The sequence below is a fragment of the Streptomyces sp. NPDC023723 genome (assembly GCF_040639815.1).
Lineage (GTDB): Bacteria > Actinomycetota > Actinomycetes > Streptomycetales > Streptomycetaceae > Streptomyces.
Map to the genome: position 1 here is coordinate 1 of NZ_JBFAAP010000051.1, position 22,342 is coordinate 22,342.

16 protein-coding genes and 2 pseudogenes are annotated in these 22,342 nt (G+C 74.1%); 12 read left to right on the forward strand and 6 right to left on the reverse strand.

Annotation, left to right across the window (positions count from 1 at the left end):
* The 4 genes and pseudogenes from AB0G32_RS32895 to AB0G32_RS32910 form a co-directional block, all read left to right on the forward strand.
* Positions 1-1,302: aldehyde dehydrogenase family protein (locus AB0G32_RS32895; RefSeq protein ID WP_361171804.1), on the forward strand; the 1,302-nt coding region annotated here is incomplete at its 5' end.
* Positions 1,303-1,346: 44 nt separating this feature from the next.
* Entirely contained in the window at positions 1,347-2,213 is an 867-nt protein-coding gene (locus tag AB0G32_RS32900) for a DMT family transporter (protein WP_361171807.1), read from the forward strand.
* 77 nt (positions 2,214-2,290) lie between these two features.
* Positions 2,291-3,704 (forward strand): annotated as a pseudogene (locus tag AB0G32_RS32905) (basic amino acid/polyamine antiporter).
* 22 nt (positions 3,705-3,726) lie between these two features.
* Positions 3,727-4,989, forward strand: coding sequence for an arginine deiminase (locus AB0G32_RS32910; protein WP_361171810.1), 1,263 nt, complete (start codon positions 3,727-3,729; stop codon positions 4,987-4,989).
* A gap of 6 nt (positions 4,990-4,995) precedes the next feature.
* Here the strand turns inward: AB0G32_RS32910 and AB0G32_RS32915 are convergent, their stop codons facing one another.
* A complete protein-coding gene (locus AB0G32_RS32915; RefSeq protein ID WP_361171813.1) occupies positions 4,996-5,964 on the reverse strand; it encodes an SDR family NAD(P)-dependent oxidoreductase in 969 nt (322 codons plus the stop codon).
* Between the two features lie 224 nt (positions 5,965-6,188).
* Between AB0G32_RS32915 and AB0G32_RS32920 the strand changes: the two genes are divergently transcribed.
* Positions 6,189-6,647: a hypothetical protein gene (locus AB0G32_RS32920; RefSeq protein ID WP_361171816.1), complete on the forward strand. Its 459-nt coding sequence runs from the start codon at positions 6,189-6,191 to the stop codon at positions 6,645-6,647.
* On the opposite strand, the gene AB0G32_RS32925 is transcribed toward AB0G32_RS32920, so the two are convergent.
* A complete protein-coding gene (locus AB0G32_RS32925; RefSeq protein WP_361171819.1) occupies positions 6,625-9,039 on the reverse strand; it encodes a glycosyl hydrolase family 65 protein in 2,415 nt (804 codons plus the stop codon). The two genes, AB0G32_RS32920 and AB0G32_RS32925, sit on opposite strands and share 23 nt — an antisense overlap.
* Positions 9,040-9,073: 34 nt before the next feature.
* Entirely contained in the window at positions 9,074-11,458 is a 2,385-nt protein-coding gene (locus tag AB0G32_RS32930) for a phosphoketolase family protein (RefSeq protein ID WP_361171822.1), read from the reverse strand.
* 235 nt (positions 11,459-11,693) lie between these two features.
* Between AB0G32_RS32930 and AB0G32_RS32935 the strand changes: the two genes are divergently transcribed.
* The 6 genes and pseudogenes from AB0G32_RS32935 (at position 11,694) to AB0G32_RS32960 (ending at position 17,755) form a co-directional block, all read left to right on the forward strand.
* Positions 11,694-12,362, forward strand: coding sequence for a helix-turn-helix domain-containing protein (locus tag AB0G32_RS32935; RefSeq protein WP_361171825.1), 669 nt, complete (start codon positions 11,694-11,696; stop codon positions 12,360-12,362).
* A 231-nt stretch (positions 12,363-12,593) separates the two neighbouring features.
* On the forward strand, positions 12,594-14,207 hold the full coding sequence (locus AB0G32_RS32940) for an MDR family MFS transporter (protein ID WP_361171828.1): 1,614 nt from the start codon (positions 12,594-12,596) through the stop codon (positions 14,205-14,207).
* A gap of 111 nt (positions 14,208-14,318) precedes the next feature.
* Entirely contained in the window at positions 14,319-14,771 is a 453-nt protein-coding gene (locus AB0G32_RS32945) for an NAD(P)H-dependent oxidoreductase (protein ID WP_361171831.1), read from the forward strand.
* Between the two features lie 95 nt (positions 14,772-14,866).
* Positions 14,867-15,451, forward strand: a pseudogene (locus AB0G32_RS32950) (PP2C family protein-serine/threonine phosphatase); the annotation flags it as partial.
* A gap of 197 nt (positions 15,452-15,648) precedes the next feature.
* Positions 15,649-16,812 (forward strand): Cmx/CmrA family chloramphenicol efflux MFS transporter, encoded by a 1,164-nt coding sequence (locus AB0G32_RS32955; protein WP_361171834.1) that lies wholly within the window; start codon positions 15,649-15,651, stop codon positions 16,810-16,812.
* 457 nt (positions 16,813-17,269) lie between these two features.
* Entirely contained in the window at positions 17,270-17,755 is a 486-nt protein-coding gene (locus tag AB0G32_RS32960; protein WP_361171837.1) for a GNAT family protein, read from the forward strand.
* A 25-nt stretch (positions 17,756-17,780) separates the two neighbouring features.
* Here the strand turns inward: AB0G32_RS32960 and AB0G32_RS32965 are convergent, their stop codons facing one another.
* Both AB0G32_RS32965 and AB0G32_RS32970 read right to left on the reverse strand, forming a co-directional pair.
* Positions 17,781-18,707: a M56 family metallopeptidase gene (locus tag AB0G32_RS32965; protein WP_361171841.1), complete on the reverse strand. Its 927-nt coding sequence runs from the start codon at positions 18,705-18,707 to the stop codon at positions 17,781-17,783.
* Positions 18,708-18,713: 6 nt separating this feature from the next.
* Entirely contained in the window at positions 18,714-19,103 is a 390-nt protein-coding gene (locus tag AB0G32_RS32970; RefSeq protein WP_361171844.1) for a BlaI/MecI/CopY family transcriptional regulator, read from the reverse strand.
* Positions 19,104-19,324: 221 nt separating this feature from the next.
* On the opposite strand from AB0G32_RS32970, the gene AB0G32_RS32975 reads away from it, so the two are divergent.
* A complete protein-coding gene (locus tag AB0G32_RS32975) occupies positions 19,325-20,590 on the forward strand; it encodes a phytase (protein ID WP_361171933.1) in 1,266 nt (421 codons plus the stop codon).
* Positions 20,591-20,601: 11 nt separating this feature from the next.
* On the opposite strand, the gene AB0G32_RS32980 is transcribed toward AB0G32_RS32975, so the two are convergent.
* Entirely contained in the window at positions 20,602-22,278 is a 1,677-nt protein-coding gene (locus AB0G32_RS32980) for a hypothetical protein (protein ID WP_361171846.1), read from the reverse strand.
* Positions 22,279-22,342 lie beyond the last annotated feature (64 nt).

The following is a 22,342-nucleotide window of genomic DNA, read 5'->3' on the forward strand; positions in this document are numbered from 1 at the left end:
ACCCGGGCCGCCGAGGCGCAGCGGGCGTGGGCGGCCGCGCCGCCGCGGCGGCGGGCCGCGGTGCTGCGCCGCGCGGGCGAGCTGCTGACCGAGCACGCCGCCGAGATCGAGGACTGGCTGATCCGGGAGGCCGGTTCGGTACGGGCCAAGGCGGCCTTCGAGGTGGGGCTCGCCATCGGCGAGAGCTTCGAGTGCGCCGGGCTGCCCAGCCATCCGCAGGGCGAGGTGCTCACCTCCCAGACGCCGCGCTGGTCGTTCGCGCGGCGCCGCCCCGCCGGCGTGGTCAGCGTCATCGCCCCCTTCAACTTCCCGCTCATCCTCGGCCTGCGCTCGGTGGCGCCCGCGCTCGCCCTGGGCAACGCGGTGCTGCTGAAGCCGGACCCGCGCACGGCGGTGAGCGGCGGGGTCGTCATCGCGCGCGTCTTCCAGGAGGCGGGCCTGCCTCCCGGTCTGCTGCACCTGCTGCCGGGCGACGGCGCGGTGGGGCAGGCGGTGGTCGAGGCACCCGAGGTGCGGGTCGTCTCCTTCACCGGGTCCACGCCGGTCGGCCGGGCGATCGGGGAACGGGCCGGCCGGCTGCTCAAGCGGGCCCACCTCGAACTCGGCGGCAACAACGCCCTGGTCGTGCTGCCCGGCGCGGACGTCGCGAAGGCGGCCGCCGCCGGCGCGTTCGGCTCCTACCTGCACCAGGGCCAGATCTGCATGACGACCGGCCGGCACATCGTGCACGAGTCGCTGATCGAGGAGTACACCGCCGCGCTCGCCGCCAAGGCCGAGGCGCTGCCGGTCGGCGACCCGGCCCGCGAGGACGTGGCCCTCGGCCCGCTCATCGACCGGCGGCAACTGGAACGGGTGCACGCCATCGTCACCGACAGCGTCGCGGCGGGCGCGACACTGGCCACCGGCGGCGAGATCACCGGCGCCTGCTACCGGGCCACCGTGCTGACCCGCCTCACCACCGACATGCCGGCCTGGCGCGAGGAGATCTTCGGCCCGGTCGCGCCGGTCATCGGCTTCACCACCCTCGACGAAGCCGCGCGGATCGTCGACGACTGCGAGTACGGGCTGTCCGTCGGCATCCTCGGCGACGTCGGCACCGCCATGGAACTGGCCGACCGGATCGACTCCGGCAAGGTCCACATCAACGAGCAGACCGTCGACGACGAACCCAACGCCCCGTTCGGCGGGGTCAAGGCGTCCGGCACCGGCTCCCGGTTCGGCGGCGCCGCCGCCAACGTCGAGGCGTTCACCGAGACCCAGTGGGTCACCGTCCGCCCGGACCTCGCCGACTACCCCTTCTGAAGTCCCGGCGCGCGCCCGGCGCGGTGCGCGGTGAGGATCGGTGGATGGGTGTCCTCCTCCTGTCGGTCCTCTTCGCGCTCCTGGCCGCACTCAGCAACGCCACGGCCACCGTGCTCCAGCGGCGGGCCGCGCTGACCGTGCCGCAGTCCCAGGGGTTCCGCCCCTCGCTCGTCCTGGACCTGCTGCGGCGGCCGGTCTGGCTCGCCGGGATGCTCGCCGTGATCCTCGCCGGGGTGGGCCAGGCGGCGGCGCTGGCGACCGGCCCGCTCTCCCTGGTCCAGCCGCTGTTCGTGCTGGAACTCCCGCTGGCGCTGCTGCTGGCCTCGCTGTCCACCGGGCGCCGGCTGCCGCCCGCGATGTGGGGCGCGGTGGCCGCCGTGGTGGCCGGGCTCGGCATCGCCCTGGGGGCGGCGGCGCCGTACGGCGGGCAGGGCGAGGTGTCCGGCGCGCGCTGGGCGGTCGGGCTGGCGTCCTGTGCGGTGGCGGCCGTGCTGCTGGCCGGGGCCGGGCTGCGGCGCCCGGTCGGCAAGGCCCGGGCCGGCTGCCTGGGCGCGGCCACCGCGGTGTGCTACGCGCTGACGGCGGCGCTGATGAAGGACTCCATGCGGGTGCTGGGCACGGACGGGGTGTCCGGGTTCCTGACCGCGTGGCAGACGTACGCGTTCGCCGCGGCCGGGGTGGGCGCCGTCCTCCTGCTGGAGCACTCCATGCAGGGCGGTCCGCTGGTCGCCTCGCAGCCCGCCCTCACCCTCGGGGACGCGACGGTCAGCCTGCTGCTCGGGGTGTTCCTCTACCTCGAACAGCTGCGGACCGGCTGGTGGCTGCTGCCGATGGCGCTCGGCGTCGCCCTGGTCGTCCTCGGTGTGCTGTCCCTGGCCCGGCACGGCGTCGACCTGCGCACCGGGCGCTGACCGTCCCGCCGCCGACGTGCCCGCGCCGATCACCTGGGACACAGTGGTCGCAATGCCCAGCGATCCCGAGGGACGACATGCCGCAGGCCGCCCCGTCCGGCACCGAGAGCCGGCACCCGCCGGCCGCCAAGCTGCCGCTGCTCACCCTGACGGCCATGGTCGTCGGGTCGATGGTCGGCGCGGGCGTCTTCTCGCTGCCGAGCCGGTTCGCCGAGGAGACCGGGGTCGCGGGGGCGCTGATCGCCTGGGCGATCGCCGGGGCGGGCATGCTGACGCTGGCCTTCGTCTTCCAGTCGCTGGCGGTGCGCCGGCCCGATCTGGACGCGGGGGTGTACGCGTACGCCAAGGCGGGTTTCGGCGAGTACCTGGGTTTCTTCTCGGCGTTCGGCTACTGGGCCAGCACCTGCGTCGGCAACGTGACGTACTGGGTGCTGATCATGTCGACGGTCGGCGCGATCTGGCCGGAGCTGGGCGAGGGGGACACCGCGGTGGCGGTGGTGCTGTCCTCGGCCGGGCTGTGGGCGTTCTTCTTCATGATCCGGCGGGGCGTGCAGGAGGCCACCGCCATCAACAAGGTCGTGACGGTGGCCAAGCTGGTGCCGATCCTGATCTTCGTGGTGCTGGCGCTGTGCTACTTCGATCCGGGTGTCTTCGCCGGCAACTTCGCCGGCGCCGACTACGCCGGATCGCTCTTCTCCCAGGTCCGCGGCACGATGCTGGCCACCGTCTTCGTCTTCCTCGGCGTCGAGGGCGCCAGCGTCTACTCCCGGCACGCCAAGCGCCGTTCCGACGTGGGCCGGGCGACCGTGCTGGGCTTCCTCAGCGTGTTCGCGGTCTTCGCCTCGGTGACCATCGTGTCGTACGGGATCATGCCGATGGGCGAGATCGCCGGCCTGCGCCAGCCGTCCATGGCGGGTGTCCTGGAGTCGGCCGTCGGCACCTGGGGGCGGGTCTTCGTCAGCGTCGGACTGATCGTGTCCGTGCTCGGCGCGTATCTGGCGTGGACGCTGATGGCGGCCGAGGTGCTCTTCGTCGCCGCCCGGGACGACGACATGCCGCGCTTCCTGCGCCGTGCCAACGCCGTGGACGTGCCGGTGCCGGCGCTGCTGATGACGTCGCTGCTCACCCAGGCGGTGCTGATCGTCACCAGTTTCTCGGACGACGCCTTCGACTTCGCGCTCAACCTGACCAGCGCGCTGTCGCTGATCCCGTACCTGCTGGCCGCCCGCCTTCGCGGTGCGGGCCCGGGCCCGGACGCCCGTCGCCCTGCTGGCCACGCTGTACACCGCCTTCCTGCTGTACGCGGCCGGTCCGAAGTTCCTGCTGGTCTCGTTCGTCCTCTACGCCCCGGCGACCGTCCTGTTCGTGATGGCCCGCCGGGAGCAGGGCCGGCGGCTCTTCTCCCCCGGTGAACTCGTGGTACTGGCCGTCTCGGTCGCCGGCGCGGTGCTCGGCGTCGTCGCGCTGGCGGCCGGCTGGATCAGCCTGTGAACCCGGCTCTCAAGGAGGTCCCGTGACCGACGACGACACCACCGTGTCACCCGTGTACGGCGTCCATTCCGAGGTCGGCCGGCTGCGCAAGGTGCTGGTGTGCTCGCCGGGCCTCGCGCACCGCCGGCTGACCCCGACCAACTCCGGCGACCTGCTCTTCGACGACGTGATGTGGGTGGAGAACGCCCAGCGCGACCACGCCGACTTCGTGGCGGCGCTGCGCGGTCGGGGTGTGGAGGTGGTCGAGCTGCACGACCTGCTGGCCGAGACACTGGCCGTCCCCGGGGCGCGGGACTGGCTGCTGGAGCGGAAGATCGTCGCCAATCAGGTCGGGCTCGGCCTCATCGACGCCACCCGGGCCTATCTGGAGTCCCTGACGCCCCGCCGGCTGGCCGAGTTCCTGATCGGCGGGCTGGCCACCGCCGACCTGCCCGCCGACTTCCGCTCCGGGTACGTGGCGCTGGCCCGGGAGTCGACCGGCGCGCGCGAGTACCTGATGCCGCCGCTGCCCAACACCCTGTACACCCGGGACACCACCTGCTGGCTGTACGGCGGGTTGACACTCAACCCGCTGTACTACCCGGCCCGGCACGACGAGACACTGCTGATGAAGGCGGTGTACACCTTCCACCCGGAGTTCCAGGGGTCGACGGTGTGGTGGGGCGACCCGGAACGGGACTGGGGGCAGGCCACCTTCGAGGGCGGCGACATCATGCCGGTCGGGGGCGGGGTGGTGCTGATGGGCATGAGCGAGCGCACCTCGCGGCAGGCCATCACGCAGGTCGCCGCCGCGCTGTTCCGGGCGGGCGCCGCCGAGCAGGTGATCGTCGCGGGGCTGCCCCGGCTCCGGTCGGCGATGCACCTGGACACCGTCTTCACCTTCGCCGACCGGGACGTCGTCACCCTCTACCCGAAGATCATGGACGCCGTGCACACCTTCTCGCTGCGGCCGGGCGACAAGGCGCCCGGCATCGAGGTCACCGACGAGGGCGCGACGCCGTTCACCGAGGTGGTCGCCCGGTCGCTGGGGCTCGGCGCGCTGCGGGTCGTGGAGACCGGCGGCGACGTGTACGCCTCCGAGCGGCAGCAGTGGGACAGCGGCAACAACGCGGTGGCCGTGGCGCCCGGGGTGGTGTTCACCTACGACCGCAACACGCACACCAACGCCCTGCTGCGCCGGGCCGGCATCGAGGTGATCACCATCGTCGGCGCCGAACTGGGCCGGGGCCGGGGCGGCGGCCACTGCATGACCTGCCCGCTGATCCGGGACCCGGTCGCCTTCTGACCGCCGTCAGGTGCCGGCCGTCCCGAGCCCGTCGGCCGGATCGACCCCGGTGAGCCGGACGCTCGCCTCCCACAGCCGGGCCGCGACGGCGGTGTCCGTCAGGTGCGGCCACAGTGGTTCGAGCCGGGGCCGGCCGCGCAGCCCGAACACCCGCGGGCCCCACAGCTGCCCGCCGCTCACGGCCGGATCGAGCACCGCCCGGACGGCCGGCCAGGCCCCGGCGTGCTTGCCCTGTACCAGCACGGCGGCCGGCGCCGACCCCAGCCGGGTGCCCGCGGCCGGTTCGTGGACTCGCCGCCGCGCGGGCGTCAGCCCGTCCAGGGCACCGCCCGGGTGGACCACGACGCTGGTCACCGCACTGCCCGCGGCGCGCAGCCGCCGGTCGAGTTCCAGCCCGAAGTACATCTGCGCCAGCTTGGACCGCCCGTAGGCACGCTTGGGCCGGTAGTCGGTACGGGACTGGAGGTCGGCCAGGTCGAGCCGCTCGGTCTTCGCCGCGAAGCTGCCGGTGGTCACCACCCGGCCCGCGGGCGCCGCCGCGAGCAGCGGCAGCAGCCACCGGACCAGCGCGAAGTGCCCGAGGTGGTTGGTGGCGAACATCAGCTCGTGACCGGCGCCGGTCTCCGCCCGGGGCGGGTCGTCGAGCGCGACGCCTGCGTTGAGCACCACGGCGTCCAGCCGGTCCACCCCGAGGGACCCGAGGGCGGCCGCGGTCCCGTCGAGCGAGGGCAGGTCGGCCAGGTCCAGGCGCACCGCCCGGACCCGGGCGTCCGGGACGCGGGAGCGCAGGGTGTCCAGGGCGACGGCGGCCCGGGCCGGGTTCCTGCTGCCCAGCACCACGGTGGCCCCGGTGCCGGCGAGCTGTTCGGCGGTGAAGTAGCCGATGCCGGCGTTGCCGCCGGTGACCAGGACGGTGCGGTCCTCGGCGCGGGGCGGCCGGTGGACGTCCCAGGGCTGCGCGGTGGTGGTGGGCATGGCGGACGGCTCCCTCGGCGGCGGGCGGACGCTCTCCGGGACCGGCGAGCGGGCCCCACCCTGCCCGGTCCGGCCGACAGATCACCGACGGGCCGCCGACACCGGCGGCGACCGGGCGGTACTCCGTCCGAGTGGTGCGTCGGCGGACACCGCCGTAGCGTCGTACCGGACGACGGACCGTGACCCACAGCACCGCGGTCCCTGGTCGAACGGCAGGAGCGGACATGCGCGGACATGCGATGAGGGCGGCCGTCACACTCGGTGCCGCCGCGGCGCTCGCGGCGGCGCCCCTGACAGCGGCTTCGGCCACCACCCCGGCCCCGGAGCCGGACCGGCACCGCACCGGCGGTCCGGTGCTGGCCGACTGCCAGGGCCGCGGCGAGGTGCGGCCCGGCGCCTACCTGCTGGCCTGCGGCGACGGCAACAGCAGGCTGGACGCTCTGCACTGGTCGCGGTGGGGCGGCGACACGGCGGTGGGCCGGGGTGTCAACGTGGTCAACGACTGCGTGCCGTACTGCGCGGCGGGCACCTTCCGCTCGTATCCGGTGACGGTGCGGCTGGAGGCGCCGGTGACCGGCGGGAACGGTGCGGGCGAGCGGCACTTCAGCCGGATCAGCGTGACGTACACCGACGGCCGGCCGGACGGCGCCCCGCGCGTGGTCAGTTATCCGCTGCCGGGCTGAGCCCCGCCCGGGGACGGTCCGGGAGGACCAGGCGGCAGGTGTCGCCGGGCTCCACCCGGACCGTCCGGCCGGGCAGCCGCACGTCGATCGGCAGCCGGCCGGAGTCCGGTACGGCGATCTCCAGCAGCTCGTGCTCCAGCCGCAGCCGGACGCCCCAGTGCCCCTGGTAGCGCAGGGAGAACCCGTAGGAGGAGAGTTCCGGCAGCGGCACCGGGTCCAGCCACAGCGCGCCGGCCCGGGTCTCCAGGCCGGTCAGTCCGCGCTGCACCAGGTCCAGGGTGCCGGCCATCGCGCCGAGGTGGATGCCCTCGCCGGTGGTGCCGCCCTGGAGGTCGGCGACGTCGCCCTTGAGTGCCTCCTGTACGTAGGACCACGCCTCGGCGCGCCGGGCGCGGGCCAGCACCCAGCCGTGCACCAGGCCGCTGAGGGTGGAGCCGTGGCTGGTGCGGGCCAGGTAGTAGTCGACCGTGCGCCGCCAGGTGTCGTCGTCGAGGCGGTACCCCAGCCGGGCGAACAGCGACCGGAGTTCGGCCGGGGAGAAGAGGTAGCCGAGCATGAGGACGTCGGCCTGTTTGGACGCCTGGTAGCGGTTGACGGTGTCGCCCTCGGCCTCCAGGATCCGGTCCAGGCGGCGGATGTCGCCGTGCCGCTCGCGCAGCCCCGCCCAGTCGAGTTCGGCGAGCTCGCCGTATCCCGCGAACTGGCTGATCACGCCCTGGTGGAACGGGACGTGCAGGGTGCGGGAGACGTCCTCCCACTGCTGCAGTTCGGCGTCGTCCAGCTCGGTGCGTTCGACCAGTTCGCGGCGGCGCGGCTCGGGGAGGGCCGCCAGCACCTCCAGGGCGCGGGTGAGCACCCAGGCGGCGGTGACGTTCGTGTACGCGTTGTCGTCGAGGCCGGGCCACTCGGCGTCCGGGTATGCCTCGTGGTACTCGTCGGGGCCGACGACACCGCGGACGCGGTGCCGGCCCAGGTCTTCGTCCCAGACCGCCGAGTCGGCCCAGAAGCGGGCGATCTGGAGCAGCGTCTCGGCGCCCTTGGTGTGCAGGAACTCGGCGTCGCCGCTGGCCTCGCAGTACTGCCACACGTTGTAGGCGATGGCCGAGCCGACATGGTGCTGGAGGTGCGAGTGGTCGGGCAGCCAGCGGCCGGAGCGCGGGTTGAGGTGGAGCTGCTGGGTCTCCTCGCGTCCGTCGCTGCCGCTCTGCCACGGGTACAGCGCACCCCGCCGGCCGATCGCGCGGGCCGCCGCCCGGGCCCGTTCCAGGCGGCGGTGCCGGTAGTGCAGCAGCGCCCGGGACACCTCGGGAAAGTGCAGGTTGAGGTAGGGCAGGACGAACAGCTCGTCCCAGAAGACATGGCCCCGGTACGCCTCTCCGTGCAGGCCGCGCGCCGGGACGCCGACGTCCCGGTCGGCGGTGTGCGGGGACAGGGTCTGCAGGACGTGGAAGAGGTGCAGGCGCAGGATGGCACCCGCCTCCCCGGGCACGTCCAGTTCGGCGCGGCGCCACAACTGGGCCCAGGCGGTGCCGTGGCTGCGCAGCAGCGCGTCGAAGCCGGGCGCACGGGCCACCCGGTCGACGGCGGCCTGGAGCGGGTCGCTGATCGCCGGGTCGCGCGAGGTGTGCAGGGCGACGGTCTTGTCGACGACGGCCGGGCGGCCGGGGCGCAGCGGCAGCCGCAGCCGCTGGACGGCCCGCAGCTTCTCGGCCGCCGGTTCGGCCGGGACGTCGGCGGTCAGCCGCGAAGCCAGTCCGATCCGGATGTCCGAGGTGCGGGTGCGGCAGCGCAGCCACACCATGCCGGGTCCGGCGTCGCCGGTGTGCACATGGGTGAGGTGACGGCCCGCCAGGTCCCGGTAGCGCGGCACCCCGGAGTTGCTGACACCGCCGTCAAGGGCCGCCTCCACCTCCAGGTCCAGGGCGCCGGTCTCGGCCGTGAACTCGGTGCGCAGGCAGGCCAGATGGGGATCGGCCATGTGCACCAGCCGCAACTGCCGCACGGCGAGCACGCCCGGCTCGCCGAGGCCGAACCGGGTGTGCCGCTCCAGCAGTCCGGAGTCCAGGTGCACCGCCTGCCGGTGGCTGAGCACCTCGGCGGTGTCCGGGGTGAGCCACTCGCCGCCCGCCACCCGGAAGCGCAGCGGCAGCCAGTTCGGCAGGTTGACCATGTCCTCGTTCTCGATGCGCCGTCCGGAGACGGACGAGGTGAGCCGGTTGTAGCAGCCGGCCACATAGGTGCCCGGGTAGTGCACGTCGTCCGCGGCGCACTCGGGCAGTGCGCCGCGGGTGGCGAAGCAGCCGTTGCCGAGCGTGCACAGCGACTCCCGCAGCCGCTCCTCGGCGGGGTGGTAGCCGTGATACTCCCAGGTCGAGGCGGCGGTCGCGGTCACGGTGTGCTCCTTTCGCGGGTCCCGGCGGCGGTGCTCAGCCCGTCCAGGTCCAGTCGGCGACCTCGGGCAGGTCGACGCCGTGCTCCCGGATGTGGGCGTGGTGGCGCAGCCGGACGTCCTCCATCCGCTGCCGGACGGCGGCGGCCCGCACCACCAGGCCGGGGACCCGGTCGATGACGTCCATGACCAGGCGGTAGCGGTCCATGTCGTTGCCGACGACCATGTCGAACGGCGTGGTCGTGGTGCCGATCTCCTTGTAGCCGCGCACATGGAGGTGCTGGTGGCCGGTGCGCCGGTAGGCGAGGCGGTGGATCAGCCAGGGGTAGCCGTGGTAGGCGAAGATCACCGGTTTGCCGGGGGTGAACAGGCCGTCGTACTCGAAGTCGCTCATGCCGTGCGGGTGTTCGCCGCTGGGCAGCAGCCGGGCGATGTCGACGACGTTGACCACGCGGACGGCGAGGTCGGGCAGGTGGTGCCGGAGCAGCTGGGCGGCGGCCAGCACCTCCTGGGTGGGCACGTCACCGGCGCAGGCGAGCACCACGTCGGGTTCCCGGCTGCCGTCCTCGGTGCCGGCCCAGTCCCAGATGCCGGCGCCGCGCGCGCAGTGCACCCGGGCCTCGTCCATCGACAGCCAGTCGAAGCAGGGCTGCTTGCCGGCCACGATGACATTGACGTAGTCCCGGCTGCGCAGGGCGTGGTCGGCTACCGAGAGCAGGGTGTTGGCGTCCGGCGGCAGGTAGACCCGTACCGCCTCGGGGCTCTTGTTGAGGATGTGGTCGACGAAGCCGGGGTCCTGGTGCGAGAAGCCGTTGTGGTCCTGGCGCCACACGTGCGAGGTGAGCAGGTAGTTGAGGGAGGCGATGGGGGCCCGCCAGGGCAGCCGGCGGGTCACCCGCAGCCATTTGATGTGCTGGTTGACCATCGAGTCGACGATGTGCACGAACGCCTCGTAGCAGGAGAACAGTCCGTGCCGGCCGGTGAGGAGGTAGCCCTCCAGCCAGCCCTGGCAGGTGTGCTCGGAGAGGATCTCCATGACCCGGCCGTGCGGGTCGAGGTCCTCGTCGCCGGGCCGGGTCTGCCCCTGCCACGCCTTGCCGCTGGCGGCGTAGACGGCCTGGAGGCGGTTGGAGGCGGTCTCGTCGGGCCCGACCAGGCGGAAGTCGCGCCGGTCGGCGGTGGCGGCCATGACGTCGCGCAGGACGTCGCCGAGCACCCGGGTCGGTTCGTGCATGACCGTACCGGGCTTGTCGACGGCGACCGCGTAGCTGTCCAGCGACGGCAGCGGCAGGTCGCGCAGCAGCAGTCCGCCGTTGGCGTACGGGGTGGCGCCCAGGCGGCGGGTGCCGTCGGGGATGCCGCTCAGGACGGCGGGGCGCGGGACGCCGGTCTCGTCGAAGAGTTCCTCGGGGCGGTAGGAGCGCAGCCACCGCTCCAGCTGGCGCAGGTGCTCGGGGTTGTCCCGGACGCCGGCCAGCGGGACCTGGTGGGCGCGCCAGGTGCCTTCGACGGGTTCGCCGTCGACCTCGGCGGGGCCGGTCCAGCCCTTCGGGGTGCGCAGCACGATCATCGGCCAGCGGGGGCGCTCGGTCGCGCCGTCCTCGCGGGCGGCGCGCTGGAAGGCGGCGACGCGGTCGAGGGCGGTGTCCATGGCGTGCGCCATGGCGCGGTGCACGGCGGCCGGGTCGTCGCCGGTGACGTGGATCGGGTCGTGGCCGTAGCCGCGCAGCAGTTCGTCCAGCTCGCCCTCGGGGAGCCGGGCCAGCACCGTCGGGTTGGCGATCTTGTAGCCGTTGAGATGCAGGATCGGCAGGACGGCGCCGTCGTGCACCGGGTCGAGGAACTTGTTGGAGTGCCAGGAGGCGGCCAGCGGCCCGGTCTCCGCCTCGCCGTCGCCGATGACACAGGCGACCGTCAGGTCCGGGTGGTCGAAGGCGGCGCCGTAGGCGTGCGAGAGGGAGTAGCCCAGTTCGCCGCCCTCGTGGATGGAGCCGGGGGTCTCCGGGGCGACGTGGCTGGGCACGCCGCCGGGGAAGGAGAACTGCTTGAACAGCCGTCCCATGCCGGCCGCGTCCCGGGTGATGTCGGGATACGTCTCGGTGTACGTGCCCTCCAGCCAGGAGTTGGCCAGCACGGCGGGCCCGCCGTGCCCGGGGCCCCAGATGCACAGGGCGTCCAGGCCGCGGGCCTTGATCACCCGGTTGAGGTGGGTGTGCACCAGGTTGAGGCCGGGTGAGGTGCCCCAGTGGCCGAGCAGCCGCGGCTTGACGTGCTCGGGGCGCAGCGGCTCGGTGAGCAGGGGGTTGGCCATCAGGTAGATCTGGCCGACGGCGAGGTAGTTCGCGGCGCGCCAGTGGGCGTCCAGGGCGGCGAGTTCGGCGTCGGTCGGCGGGGCGGGCGCCTCGTGCGGAACGGCGGACATCGGGGTCCTTTCCGGGTCGGGACGGCGCGCGGGCCGGGGTTGCACCGTGGTGCCGCCGGACCGCGGGCCCGGGGGACCGGCGGACCGTGGCGCCCGGTGCACATCCCACCACCCTGCGCGGACCCGACGGGTACCCGACAGGGCCGTTCGGGTCACTCCCCCGCCCCCGGGAATCGAGCGCCGAGGATCGGGGACGGCCCGGGGGAATTTTGCATGTCATGCATGTTTGCATAAGATGCAAGTTATGTCGGAGGGGAGTGCCGCCGGGGGCGGACTGCGGGAGCGGAAGAAGCGGGCCACCCGGGCCGCTCTCACCGAGGCCGCGGTGCGTCTGGCGGCGGAGCACGGGGCGGAGAAGGTGACCGTCGAGGCGATCAGCGCCGCGGCCGGGGTCTCCGTGCGCACGTTCTTCAACTACTTCGACTCCCGCGACGACGTGTTCGTGCTGGTGGGCGCCGAGAGCGGCGCCCAGGTGCGGCAGGCGCTGCTCGCCGCACCGGCCGGGCTCACTCCGCTGGAAGCGGTGCGCGACGCGCTGGCCGCGGAGCTGGCGGAGGCCGAGCAGCAGCACGAACTGTGGCGGCTGCACGGCGAGGTGCTGCGGGCCGCGCCGCATCTGCTGGTCCGCAGTCTCGGCGCGCACATGGCGGACGAGACCGGCCTGGCCGAGGCCGTCGCCGAACGGATCCGCTCCGGCCCCGGCGCTCCCCCGCCGGACGCCTCCCCCGAGGAACGGCGCAAAGCCCTGGACCTGTACCCGCGGCTGCTGGCCGCGGTGGCGGTCACCGCCGTCCGGGTCAGCGTCGACCACTGGTGCGCCCGGCAGGACGAGCGCGCCTTTCCCGAGGTGTTCCAGGAGGTCTTCGCACTCCTGGCCGCCGGACTGCCGGCGCCGCCCGCGTAGTCCACCCCTCCAGCCCTCCGGCCGCCCGGTCGTCCGCCGCGGCGCCGCCCACTGTCCGACCGCGCGCCCGGACACCGACGCCGACGTCCCGGCCGGTCCGCGCGGGCCACCGTCCCTCCTTGTCACCCCTGTTCAGCACCGTTGTTCAGCACCGTTGTTCAGCACTGCCGTTCAGCACTGTCGTCCATCACCGTTGTTCATCACCTGTTCATCCCTGTCGAAAGAGTTGTCGTGACCGCATCGCAGGCGCCCGCCGCCGCGCCGCCCAGTTCCATGACGCAGAAGCAGATACTCCAGGCCATGTCCGGCCTGATGGCCGGCATGTTCGTCGCGATCCTGGCGGGCACCGTGGTGTCCAACGCGCTGCCGACGATCATCGCCGACCTGGGTGCCAGCCAGTCCGCCTACACCTGGGTGGTCACCGCCGAACTCCTGGCGATGACCGCGACGGTGCCCCTGTGGGGCAAGCTGTCCGACCTGTTCAACAAGAAGCTGCTGCTCCAGCTCTCGCTGTGCATGTTCGTGGCCGGCTCGCTGCTGGCGGGCTTCTCGCACGGAGCGGCCCTGCTGATCTTCAGCCGGGTCGTGCAGGGCATCGGCGCCGGCGGTCTGACCGCCCTCGCCCAGGTCGTCATGGCCTCCGTCATCCCGCCCCGCGAACTGGGCAAGTACTCCGGCATCTTCGGTGCCGTCTTCGCCGTCGGCACCGTGGCCGGACCGCTGGTCGGCGGGGTGCTGGTGGACACCTCGTGGCTGGGCTGGCGCTGGTGCTTCTTCATCGGCGTGCCGTTCGCGCTGCTCGCCATCCTCCTGTTGCAGCGCACCCTGAAGCTGCCCACCGTCAAGCGCCAGGTGAAGATCGACTGGCTCGGCGCGTTCCTCATCGTGGCCGGTGTCTGCGCGCTGCTGATCTGGGTCTCCCTGGCCGGCAACCAGTTCGACTGGGCCTCCTGGCAGACCGCCGCGCTGGTCGTCGGCGGCGTGCTGCTGCTGGGCCTGGCCGTGCTGGTCGAGGCGCGGGCCGCCGAGCCGGTCATCCCGCTGGACATCTTCCGGAACCGCACGGTCACCCTGACCACGGTCGCCAGCCTCCTGGTCGGTGTCGCCATGTTCGGCGGCACCGTCTTCCTCTCCCAGTACTTCCAGATCTCGCTGGGCAAGTCGCCGACCGTGGCCGGTCTGATGAGCCTGCCGATGATCCTCGGTCTGCTGGTGTCGTCCACCGTGGCCGGCCAGCTGGTCAGCCGCACCGGCAAGTGGAAGCGGTACCTGATGGCGGGCTCCGTCATCATGGCGGCCGGCCTCGCGCTGCTCTCGCTAATCAGCGCCGACACCCACTTCGGGCTGCTCAGCGTCTACATGGCGGTGCTCGGCATCGGCGTCGGCATGCTGATGCAGAACCTGGTGCTGGCCGCCCAGAACGACGTCCCCGCCGCCGAACTGGGCGCCGCCACCTCCGTGCTGTCCTTCTTCCGCAGCATGGGCGGCACCATCGGCACCTCGGTGCTCGGCGCGATCCTCGCCAACCGGGTCACCGACGAGATGACCAAGAGCCTTCAGGAGGCCGGCGTCGCCGGTGCGGCCGGCGCCGGCTCGGGCGGCGGTGAGAGCCTGCCGGACATGTCCACGCTGGCCGGCCCGATGCGGGAGATCGTGGAGCACGCCTACGGTGTCGCCACCGCCGACCTGTTCCTCATCGCCACGCCGTTCGCCCTGCTGGCGCTGGTCGCGGTGGCCTTCATCAAGGAGAAGCCGCTGAAGACCACCAGCGGCATGGAGCGGCTCGCCGAGGAGGCGGGCAGCGCCGCCCCGACCGACAAGGGTCCGGCGGCCCCGGTGCACTGACCCACCGCCGGCACCGTACGCGGGGCCGCTCGCCCGACTCGGGCGGGCGGCCCTCTTCCTTGCCCCGCCCTGTTCCTTGCCCCGCCCCGCCCGGACCGGCACGCTGCGGGGATGGCCACTTTGCTGATCGTCCACCACACGCCCTCGCCGAACTGCCAGGCCCTGCTGGAGGCCGTGGTGTCCGGGGCCACCGCGCCGGAGATCGAGGGGGTCCGGGTGGTGCGGCGGGCAGCGCTCGCGGCCACCGCGTCCGACGTGCTGGCGGCCGACGCCTACCTGCTGGGCACCCCGGCCAACCTGGGCTACATGTCCGGCGCTCTCAAACACTTCTTCGACCAGGTCTACTACCCGTGTCTGGACGAGACGCGCGGCCGGCCGTTCGGCGCGTACGTGCACGGCGGCAGCGACACCACGGGCGCGGTGCGGGCCCTGGACACGGTCACCACCGGACTCGGCTGGCGGCGCGCGGCACCGCCGGTGACCGTGACCGGCGAGCCCGGCAAGGCCGAGCTGGCGGCCTGCTGGGAGCTGGGGGCGACACTCGCCGCCGGCCTGACCGGCTGAGCCGGGCCCCGCCGCCGGAGCCCGCGGCGCCGTCAGCAGCCGAAGCGCACGCCGCCGTACCCCGCCGCGACGCCAGGCGCCGAGGTGCGGGCCGCGTCCCCAACGGGGACACCGCCGTGGTCATCGGCGACGTCACCGGGCACAATCTGGACGCGGCCATCGCCATGAGCCAGCTGCGCAGCATGCTCCGCGGCATCGCGGTGGACCGGCAGGAGCCGCCCGAGGCGGTGCTGCGCCGCCTGGACCTGGCCCACCACAGTCTGCACCGGGAGGCCACCGCCACTTGCCTGTACGGCCTGGTCAAGGGCGGCCCGCACGGTCCCTGGGAGCTGAAGCACTCCTCGGCCGGCCATCTGCCGCCGCTGCTGACCACCTGGGAGGGCGGGACCCGCTACCTCGACCAGGGGTCGGGGCTGCTGCTGGGCATGGACCCCGCGATGCCCCGCCGCACGGCGAGCACCGTACTGCCGGCCCGCTCGACGCTGCTGCTGTACACCGACGGCCTGATCGAGCGCCGCCACGAGCCGCTGGACCGGGGGCCGGCCCGGCTGCGCCGGCACGCGGCGGGGCTGGCCCGCGAGCCCCTGGAGACGTTCCGCGACGAGCTCCTGATCGGTCTAGGCGCCGACGGCGCCGACGACATCGCGATACTCGCCGCCCGCCCGCGGCCACCGGCGTGAAACCTAGGTGCCGGGCCAGGCACGGGTCGGGTAGCGTGCGGCGCATGTCGAGCCCCGAGTCGGACGAGGTGGGGGCTTTCGGTGCCGCCGTCAGCCCCCTGAACCACTGATCCAGCAGGACGTACCCCCCTGCGGGTGCTGACCGCGGTGCCGAGCCGAGCCGTCCTTCCCGGCCCTCCTCACCTCGGAGCCGCTCGATGCCCGCCCCGCTGTACCTGCTCGCCCTGGCCGTGTTCGCCATGGGCACCTCGGAGTTCATGCTCGCCGGCTTGCTGCCGGACCTCGCCGCGGACCTAGGTGTCACCGTGGGCACCGCGGCCGCCCTCAGCACCGCCTACGCCGTCGGCATGGCCGTCGGCGCCCCGCTCACCGCGGCCTTCGCCCGCGCCTGGCCGCCCCGCCGCGCGCTGCTCGGGTTCGTCCTCGGGTTCGCCGCGGCCCATGTGCTGGGCGCCGTCACCACGAGCTTCCCGGTGCTGTTCGCGACCCGGGTGACCGCGGCGGTCGCGAACGCCGGTTTCCTCGCCGTGGCCCTGACGACCGCCGCCACGCTGGTCCCGCCCGACCAAAAGGGACGCGCCCTCGCGGTGCTGCTCGCGGGCACCACGGCGGCCACGGTCGCCGGCGTGCCCGGTGGCGCGGCGCTCGGCGCGGTGCTCGGCTGGCGGGCCGCCTTCTGGGCGGTCGCCGCGCTCTGCCTGCCGGCCGCCGTCGGCGTCCTCACCGGCGTCCCGGCCCGCCGCGCCCGGCGGGACCCGGCCGACGGCCCGGCCCTGCGCACGGAACTCGCCCAACTCGCCCGCCCCCGCCTGATCCTGGTCATGCTGCTGGGCGCGCTGGTGAACGCGGCGACCTTCGCCGGCCTCACCTTCCTCGCCCCGGTGGTGACCGGCGCCGCCGGACTGGGCGACCTGTGGGTCCCGGTCGCCCTGGTGCTCTTCGGCGCCGGTTCGTGCACGGGCGTCACCGTCGCCGGCCGGCTGTCCGACCGGCACCCGGGCGCGGTCGTCGCGGTCACCGGCCCACTGCTGCTCCTCGGCTGGCCGGCCCTGGCCGTGCTGGCCGCCGAACCGGCCGCCCTGCTCACCCTCGTCCTCGTCCAGGGCGCGCTGTCCTTCGCGCTCGGCAGCACCCTGATCACCCGGGTGCTGTACGAGGCGGCCGGCGCTCCCACCCTGGCGGGCTCCTGTGCGACCACCGCCCTCAACGCCGGCGCCGCCACCGGCCCGCTGGCCGGCGCCGCCGCGCTCGGCACCGGGGCCGGGGAACTCGGGCCGCTGTGGGCGAGCGGGCTGCTCGTGCTGGTCGCGCTGTCTGTCGCGTATCCGCTGCGCGGGTCGCTCAGGCCGAGACATCTCTGAGGCGGTCATGCCGCTGCCGGGAGATCAGCCTTCCGGCTCCTGACCGCCGCCCTCGCCACGGCCACCGTGCCGGCCGGCCACCCGGTGAGCGGTCCCACCTGACCGGCGTGCATGACCCGGTGAAGGCCACCGCACACCGCCGCGTACGGGCTGCTGGGCGATGGACACCGCGCGCACCGACCTGGAACGCCTACCGCGGCTCTCCAGGCCGGCCGCGACGGGGCCGGACCGGGTGGCACCCATCACCTCGACGGCGACGTGGACGAAGTCCGCACCTGGGCCGGTGTCCTGTCGCCGGCGCGGATCCGCGAACCGTCCGAGCCGGGGGCCCGGAAATCGTTCGACACCCTCCGGGCCGATCGGTGAGCATCCTCGGGTGACTGAGGAAGCCGATGGCCCAGGACCGCCGACCCCCGGCCCGAAACGTGTTCGTTTTGTTGAGTTGTCCGGCGAGGTGATGTCCGCTCTGCTCGACGGAGACCTGTCCGTGGCCGGCCGGACCGCCGGGGTCGCGTTGACCGAGTACTTCGTGACGGACAGGGCACGGTGGCTGTGGCGGTTCCGGCTCGGTCAGATGGCCGCCGATCCCCGCCGTGCGCGGTGGATGGTGCGGCAGGCGGTCGTCGGCGACGACGGTCTCGTCGTCGGACATGCCGGGTTCCACGGACCGCCCGACGAGGCCGGCATGGTCGAGATCGGCTATGCCGTCGCTCCCCGCTTCCGCCGCCAGGGGTACGCCCGGTCCACGCTGGTCGAGTTGCTTCGCCGGGCCGCGGCCGAACCCGCGGTCACCACCGTGCGGGCGACGATCAGCCCCGGCAACGTGGCGTCGCTGGCCACGATCTCGGGCTTCGGCTTCGTTGAGGTCGGGGAGCAGTGGGACGAGGAGGACGGCCGCGAACTCGTCTTCGAGGTCGCCGCCCGCCGGGTGCCGCCCGGCTGAGGGGGGTGGGCACGGCCGGCCCTGGTCAGAACGCCGCCCGGAAGATCAGGAACATGGTCACCGTCGCGTTCGCCGACGACATCACCGATGCGGCGGTGCCCGCGGCGGCGGTCCAGGCCGCCAGGCCCACCGAGGTGAAGGCCAGGGGGCGGCGGCGGGCCGCCGGGGCGGGGCCGAGCAGGGCGGCGACCCGGCGCGGTACCGGGCCGGGTGCGGCCAGGCCGGCCAGGGTGGCGACCGGGGTGCCGCGGGAGACCAGGGCCGCCTTGCCGATGGCGGTCGCCACCGCGCGCCGGCTGCCGGTGACCCGCGCGGCCTCCTCGTCGGCCCAGCGCTCGGCGGTGTACGCCACCGCGGTGCGCAGTGGCCTCAGGAACGGGTTGGCCAGCGCGGCGAGCCGGACGGCGAGCAGGAAGCGGTGGTGCCGGCCGGACAGGTGGGCCCGCTCATGGGCGAACAGCGCCCGGCGCTCGGCGGGTTCGAGGCGGTCCAGCAGGGCGGTGGTGACCACGACCCGGTCGCGCCGGCCGCCGGGCAGCGCGTAGGCGTAGGGAACGTCGTCCGGCAGGACGGCCACCGAGGTGCCGGGCAGGCCGGCCAGCGCGCCGTGGGCGCGGCGGCGCACCCGGCGGTGCCGCCACAGCGCCCGGCCGCAGGCCGCGAGGACCAGGCACAGCGCGGGGATCGCCGCCTTGCCGGCCACGTCGTCGTAGGGGACGGCGGCCCGCACCTCGGGGTCGGACCAGCCGTCGGGCAGCGGGTTGCCGGGCAGTTGCGCGGTGCCGACCACCATCACCAGCGCCAGGCACACGGTGCTGCACAGCGCCATCACCGCGGCGACGGCGGTGAGCAGCCGGGTCGCGGTGCGCGGGTGCAGGTGCTGTTCGGCCAGCCGCGCGATGGGCCACGCGGTCAGCGGCAGGACCAGCGGGAGAAAGACGAAGAGGCCCATCAGGCGTCAGGCTTCCCCGTCGTCCGCGGCGCGGGGGTGCTCCAGCAGATCGCGCAGCAGCCGCTCGTCGTCCGGGTCGAGGCCGGTGACGAAGCTGGCCAGGACGGCCTCGCGGTCGCTCTCGCCGTCCAGGACCTTGCGCATCTTGCGGGCGGCCAGGCCCGCCTGGTCCGCGGCGGGCGTCCAGGCGAAGGAGCGGCCGGCCCGTTCCCGGGTGACCGCGCCCTTGTCCAGGAGCCGGGTCAGGATCGTGATCACGGTCGTGTAGGCGAGGCCGCCGCCGAGCCGCTCCTGCACCCAGCCGGCCGTCGCCGGGCCGTCCGCCTCACTGAGCGCGGTCAGCACCAGCGCCTCCAGTTCGCCCTGCCCCCTGCGGGGACGCGGGTGATCCGCCACGGTCCGTCTCCTCTCCGCCGCCGGCCGTTTCCCGAGCCGCCATCGTATAGACGCCGCGGCGGGGCGGTTTCCGTTCCCGTGGCGGACACCGTCCCGTCACCGGGAGAACGTCCGGCCGCCCCCCGGCCCCAGCAAGATCACCCAACGTATCGTGTTGTCATGTCTCCGACTTACGAGGAGTACCGGTGAGGCACCCCTTCGGGCGGCTGGCCGTCGCTGTCCTGACCGCCGCCGTCGCCGTCCTTCCGGCCGGCCCGGCCGTCGCGCGGCAGGGCCGGGCAGCGACCCTGCCGGCCGTGCACCCGCGCGCCGAGACGGCCCCGCTGAGCGACGACGAGGCCGGCGGCAACGCCGACGCGGACGACCCCGCGATCTGGCGCGACGCGGCCGACCCGGACCGCAGCCTGGTCATCGCCACGGCGAAGGAGGGCGGGCTGCGGGTCTACGGCCTCGACGCGCGGCTGGTGCAGTCGGTCGCGGCGCCGGCCGGGCCGACACCCGAGGACGCCCCCGGCCGGTTCAACAACGTCGACCTCGTGCCGGACGTGCGGCTCGGCCGGGACCGGGCGGACCTGGCGGTGACCACCGACCGCGGCAACGACCGGCTGCGGATCTACCGCATCGACCCGGCCGCGCCCGGCGGCCCGCTCACCGACGTCACCGACCCGGCCGCCGCGCCGGTCTTCTCCGCCGACCAGGCCGAGATCAACGAGGAGCGCACCGCGTACGGCCTGGCCACCTGGACCGACCGCTCGACCGGCCGGTCCTACGCCCTGGTCAGCCGCCGTGAGCGCACCACGCTCGCCCTGCTGGAACTGACCCCGACCGCCGCGGGCCGCGTCGGCTACCGCGAGGTCCGCACCCTGGACCTCCCGTCCGCCTTCCGGCTGCCCGACGGCACGTCCTGGTCGCCGTGCGCGGAGCCGGGTGAACTCCCCCAGGTCGAGGGCATGGTCGTCGACCCGGCCCGCGGCGTCCTGTACGCCGGTCAGGAAGACGTCGGCATCTGGCGGCTGCGCGCCGACCTCACCGGCCCGCCCCGGCTGCTGGACAAGGTCCGGGAGTTCGGCGTGCCGGGCAGCTACGACGAGGCCACCGAGGAGTGCGTCGCGGGCGCCGACCCCGGCTACGGCGGCACCCGGATCTCCGCCGACGTGGAGGGACTGACGCTGCTCCAGGCGCGGGACGGGGGCGGCTACCTGCTCGCCTCCAGCCAAGGTGACGACACCTTCGCGGCGTACGGCCGCGGGACCGGTGCGGGCAGCGGGTACGCGGGCGGGTTCCGGGTCACCGCCGCCTCGGCCGCGCTGGACGGGTCCGAGGAGTGCGACGGGGCGGCGGTGCTCGACCAGCCGCTGGGGTCGCGGTATCCGCGCGGGCTGCTGGTCGTGCAGGACGGTCATGACGCTCCCGGTGACGGCGGCACAGCCGTGACCAACTTCAAGTTCGTCGACCTCGGGGACGTGAAGGACGCCCTCGACGGCTGACGCGGGTGCCGTCAGGCGCAGCAGGAGTGCCGGTCCAGGCGGCAGAAGCAGGACGCCTCGACCGGTACGTCCGCCAGCGCGGCCGCCGTCCTGAGCTGCTGGGCGATGATCCGGGCCTCGCCGTCCTTGCCGAGCCGCACCAGGCACTCGTGCAGTCCGTGCAGCGCCCAGACGTTGCCGGGGTGCTGGAGGGCGCGCGGCAGGGTGTCGTCCAGGCCCAGGTCGGCCCGGTAGACCGCCTCGGCCTCCGCGACCCGGCCCTGTTCCAGCAGCAGGGCGCCGTAGGCGTGCCGGGTGGGCTGCATCCAGCCCAACGGTTCGTCGTAGGGGAGGTTGTCGTCCAGTTCGACGGACCGGCGCAGGGCCGCGAAGGCGGTGGCGTGGTCGCCCTTGCGGTACGCCAGTTCGCCGTCGAGCATGGCGGCGGCGACGGCGAGCAGGTCGGCGCAGGTGTTGTTGAAGAGGGTGCGGGAGGCGGGGACCTCGGCGACGGCCGCGCGGAACAGCTCCCGTTCGCGTTCCGCCTCGGCGACCCGGCCGGTGGCGGACAGCGCCACCCCGCGCGCGTAGCGCAGCATCGCGGTCGTGACGCAGTACAGGCGCGGGTCGGCGGGCAGTGGCAGGGCGAGGATGTCCGCCCAGCGGCCGAACCGGATCAGTACGTGCGTCCGCAGGGCCAGGAAGCCCTCCAGCCAGTCGGCCATCGGCGGGCTCTGCACCCGCAGCAGTTCCTCGGGGATCGACTCCTCCAGCCGGGCCGCGGTCTCCAGCGCGTCCTGGAGGCGGCCGAGGAACATCGCACCGTAGATCTTGAAGTGGTAGTTGTGCGACCGGTACAGGGTGTAGAAGTTCATCGCCCCGGCCCGGGCCCGGTACTTCTCGTCGGCGGCGATCGCCGCGGTGTTGTCGCAGAGCACGCGCCGGTAGTCGCCGCAGAGGACCTCCAGGTGCGAGGGCATGTGCAGCAGGTGACCGGCGTCGGGGACCAGGTGGCGCAGCCGGTCGGCGACGGTCAGCGCCGCCTCCGGGGCCGGGGACATCTCCATCAGGTGGACGTAGAAGTGCACGACGCCCGGGTGGTCGCGGCCGGCCGCGGTGGCGAGGGCGCGGTCCAGGACCGCCTTGGCCTCCGGGGTGCGGGCGCCCTCGGCGGGGCGGCCGGTGCGCAGGTCCCACAGCTGCCAGGGGGTCAGGTTCATCAGCGCGTCGGCGTAGAGGGCGGCGACGTCCAGGTCGTCGGGGGCGAGTTCGTGGACGGCGCGCATGGCGTCGGCGTACGGGACGTTCCACACCGAGCAGTCGGCGACGGCTTCGGGGCGCGGGTAGCGGGCGCGCAGGGCACCGATCAGGGCACGTTCGACGGGGGTCGCCGCGGCGGCCTTGTGATGGGCGCGTTCCACGGCGGCGTGGGTCCGCTCGACCGTCCGCGCCAGCTCGCGCTCGTCGAACGCCTCCCAGGGCTTGTTGTAGTTCGGCCCCAGCGCGTAGGCGATGCCCCAGTGGGCCATGGCGCAGTCCGGGTCGGCCGCGGCGGCGGCCTCGAAGCAGGCGATGGCCTCCTCGTGGTGGAAGGCGTACGTCCACACCAGGCCCCGGTCGAACCAGGTCTGGGCCCGCGGTGACGTGGTCGTCACGGGGCGGCCGTGCGTGCCGAGGTCGTAGTAGTCGTCCAACTGGTCGTCGTCCATGCTGGACGTATAGCGCAACGCGGGGGCGGGGCCGTGGTCTTCCGGCACAACTGCGCCGGATCGT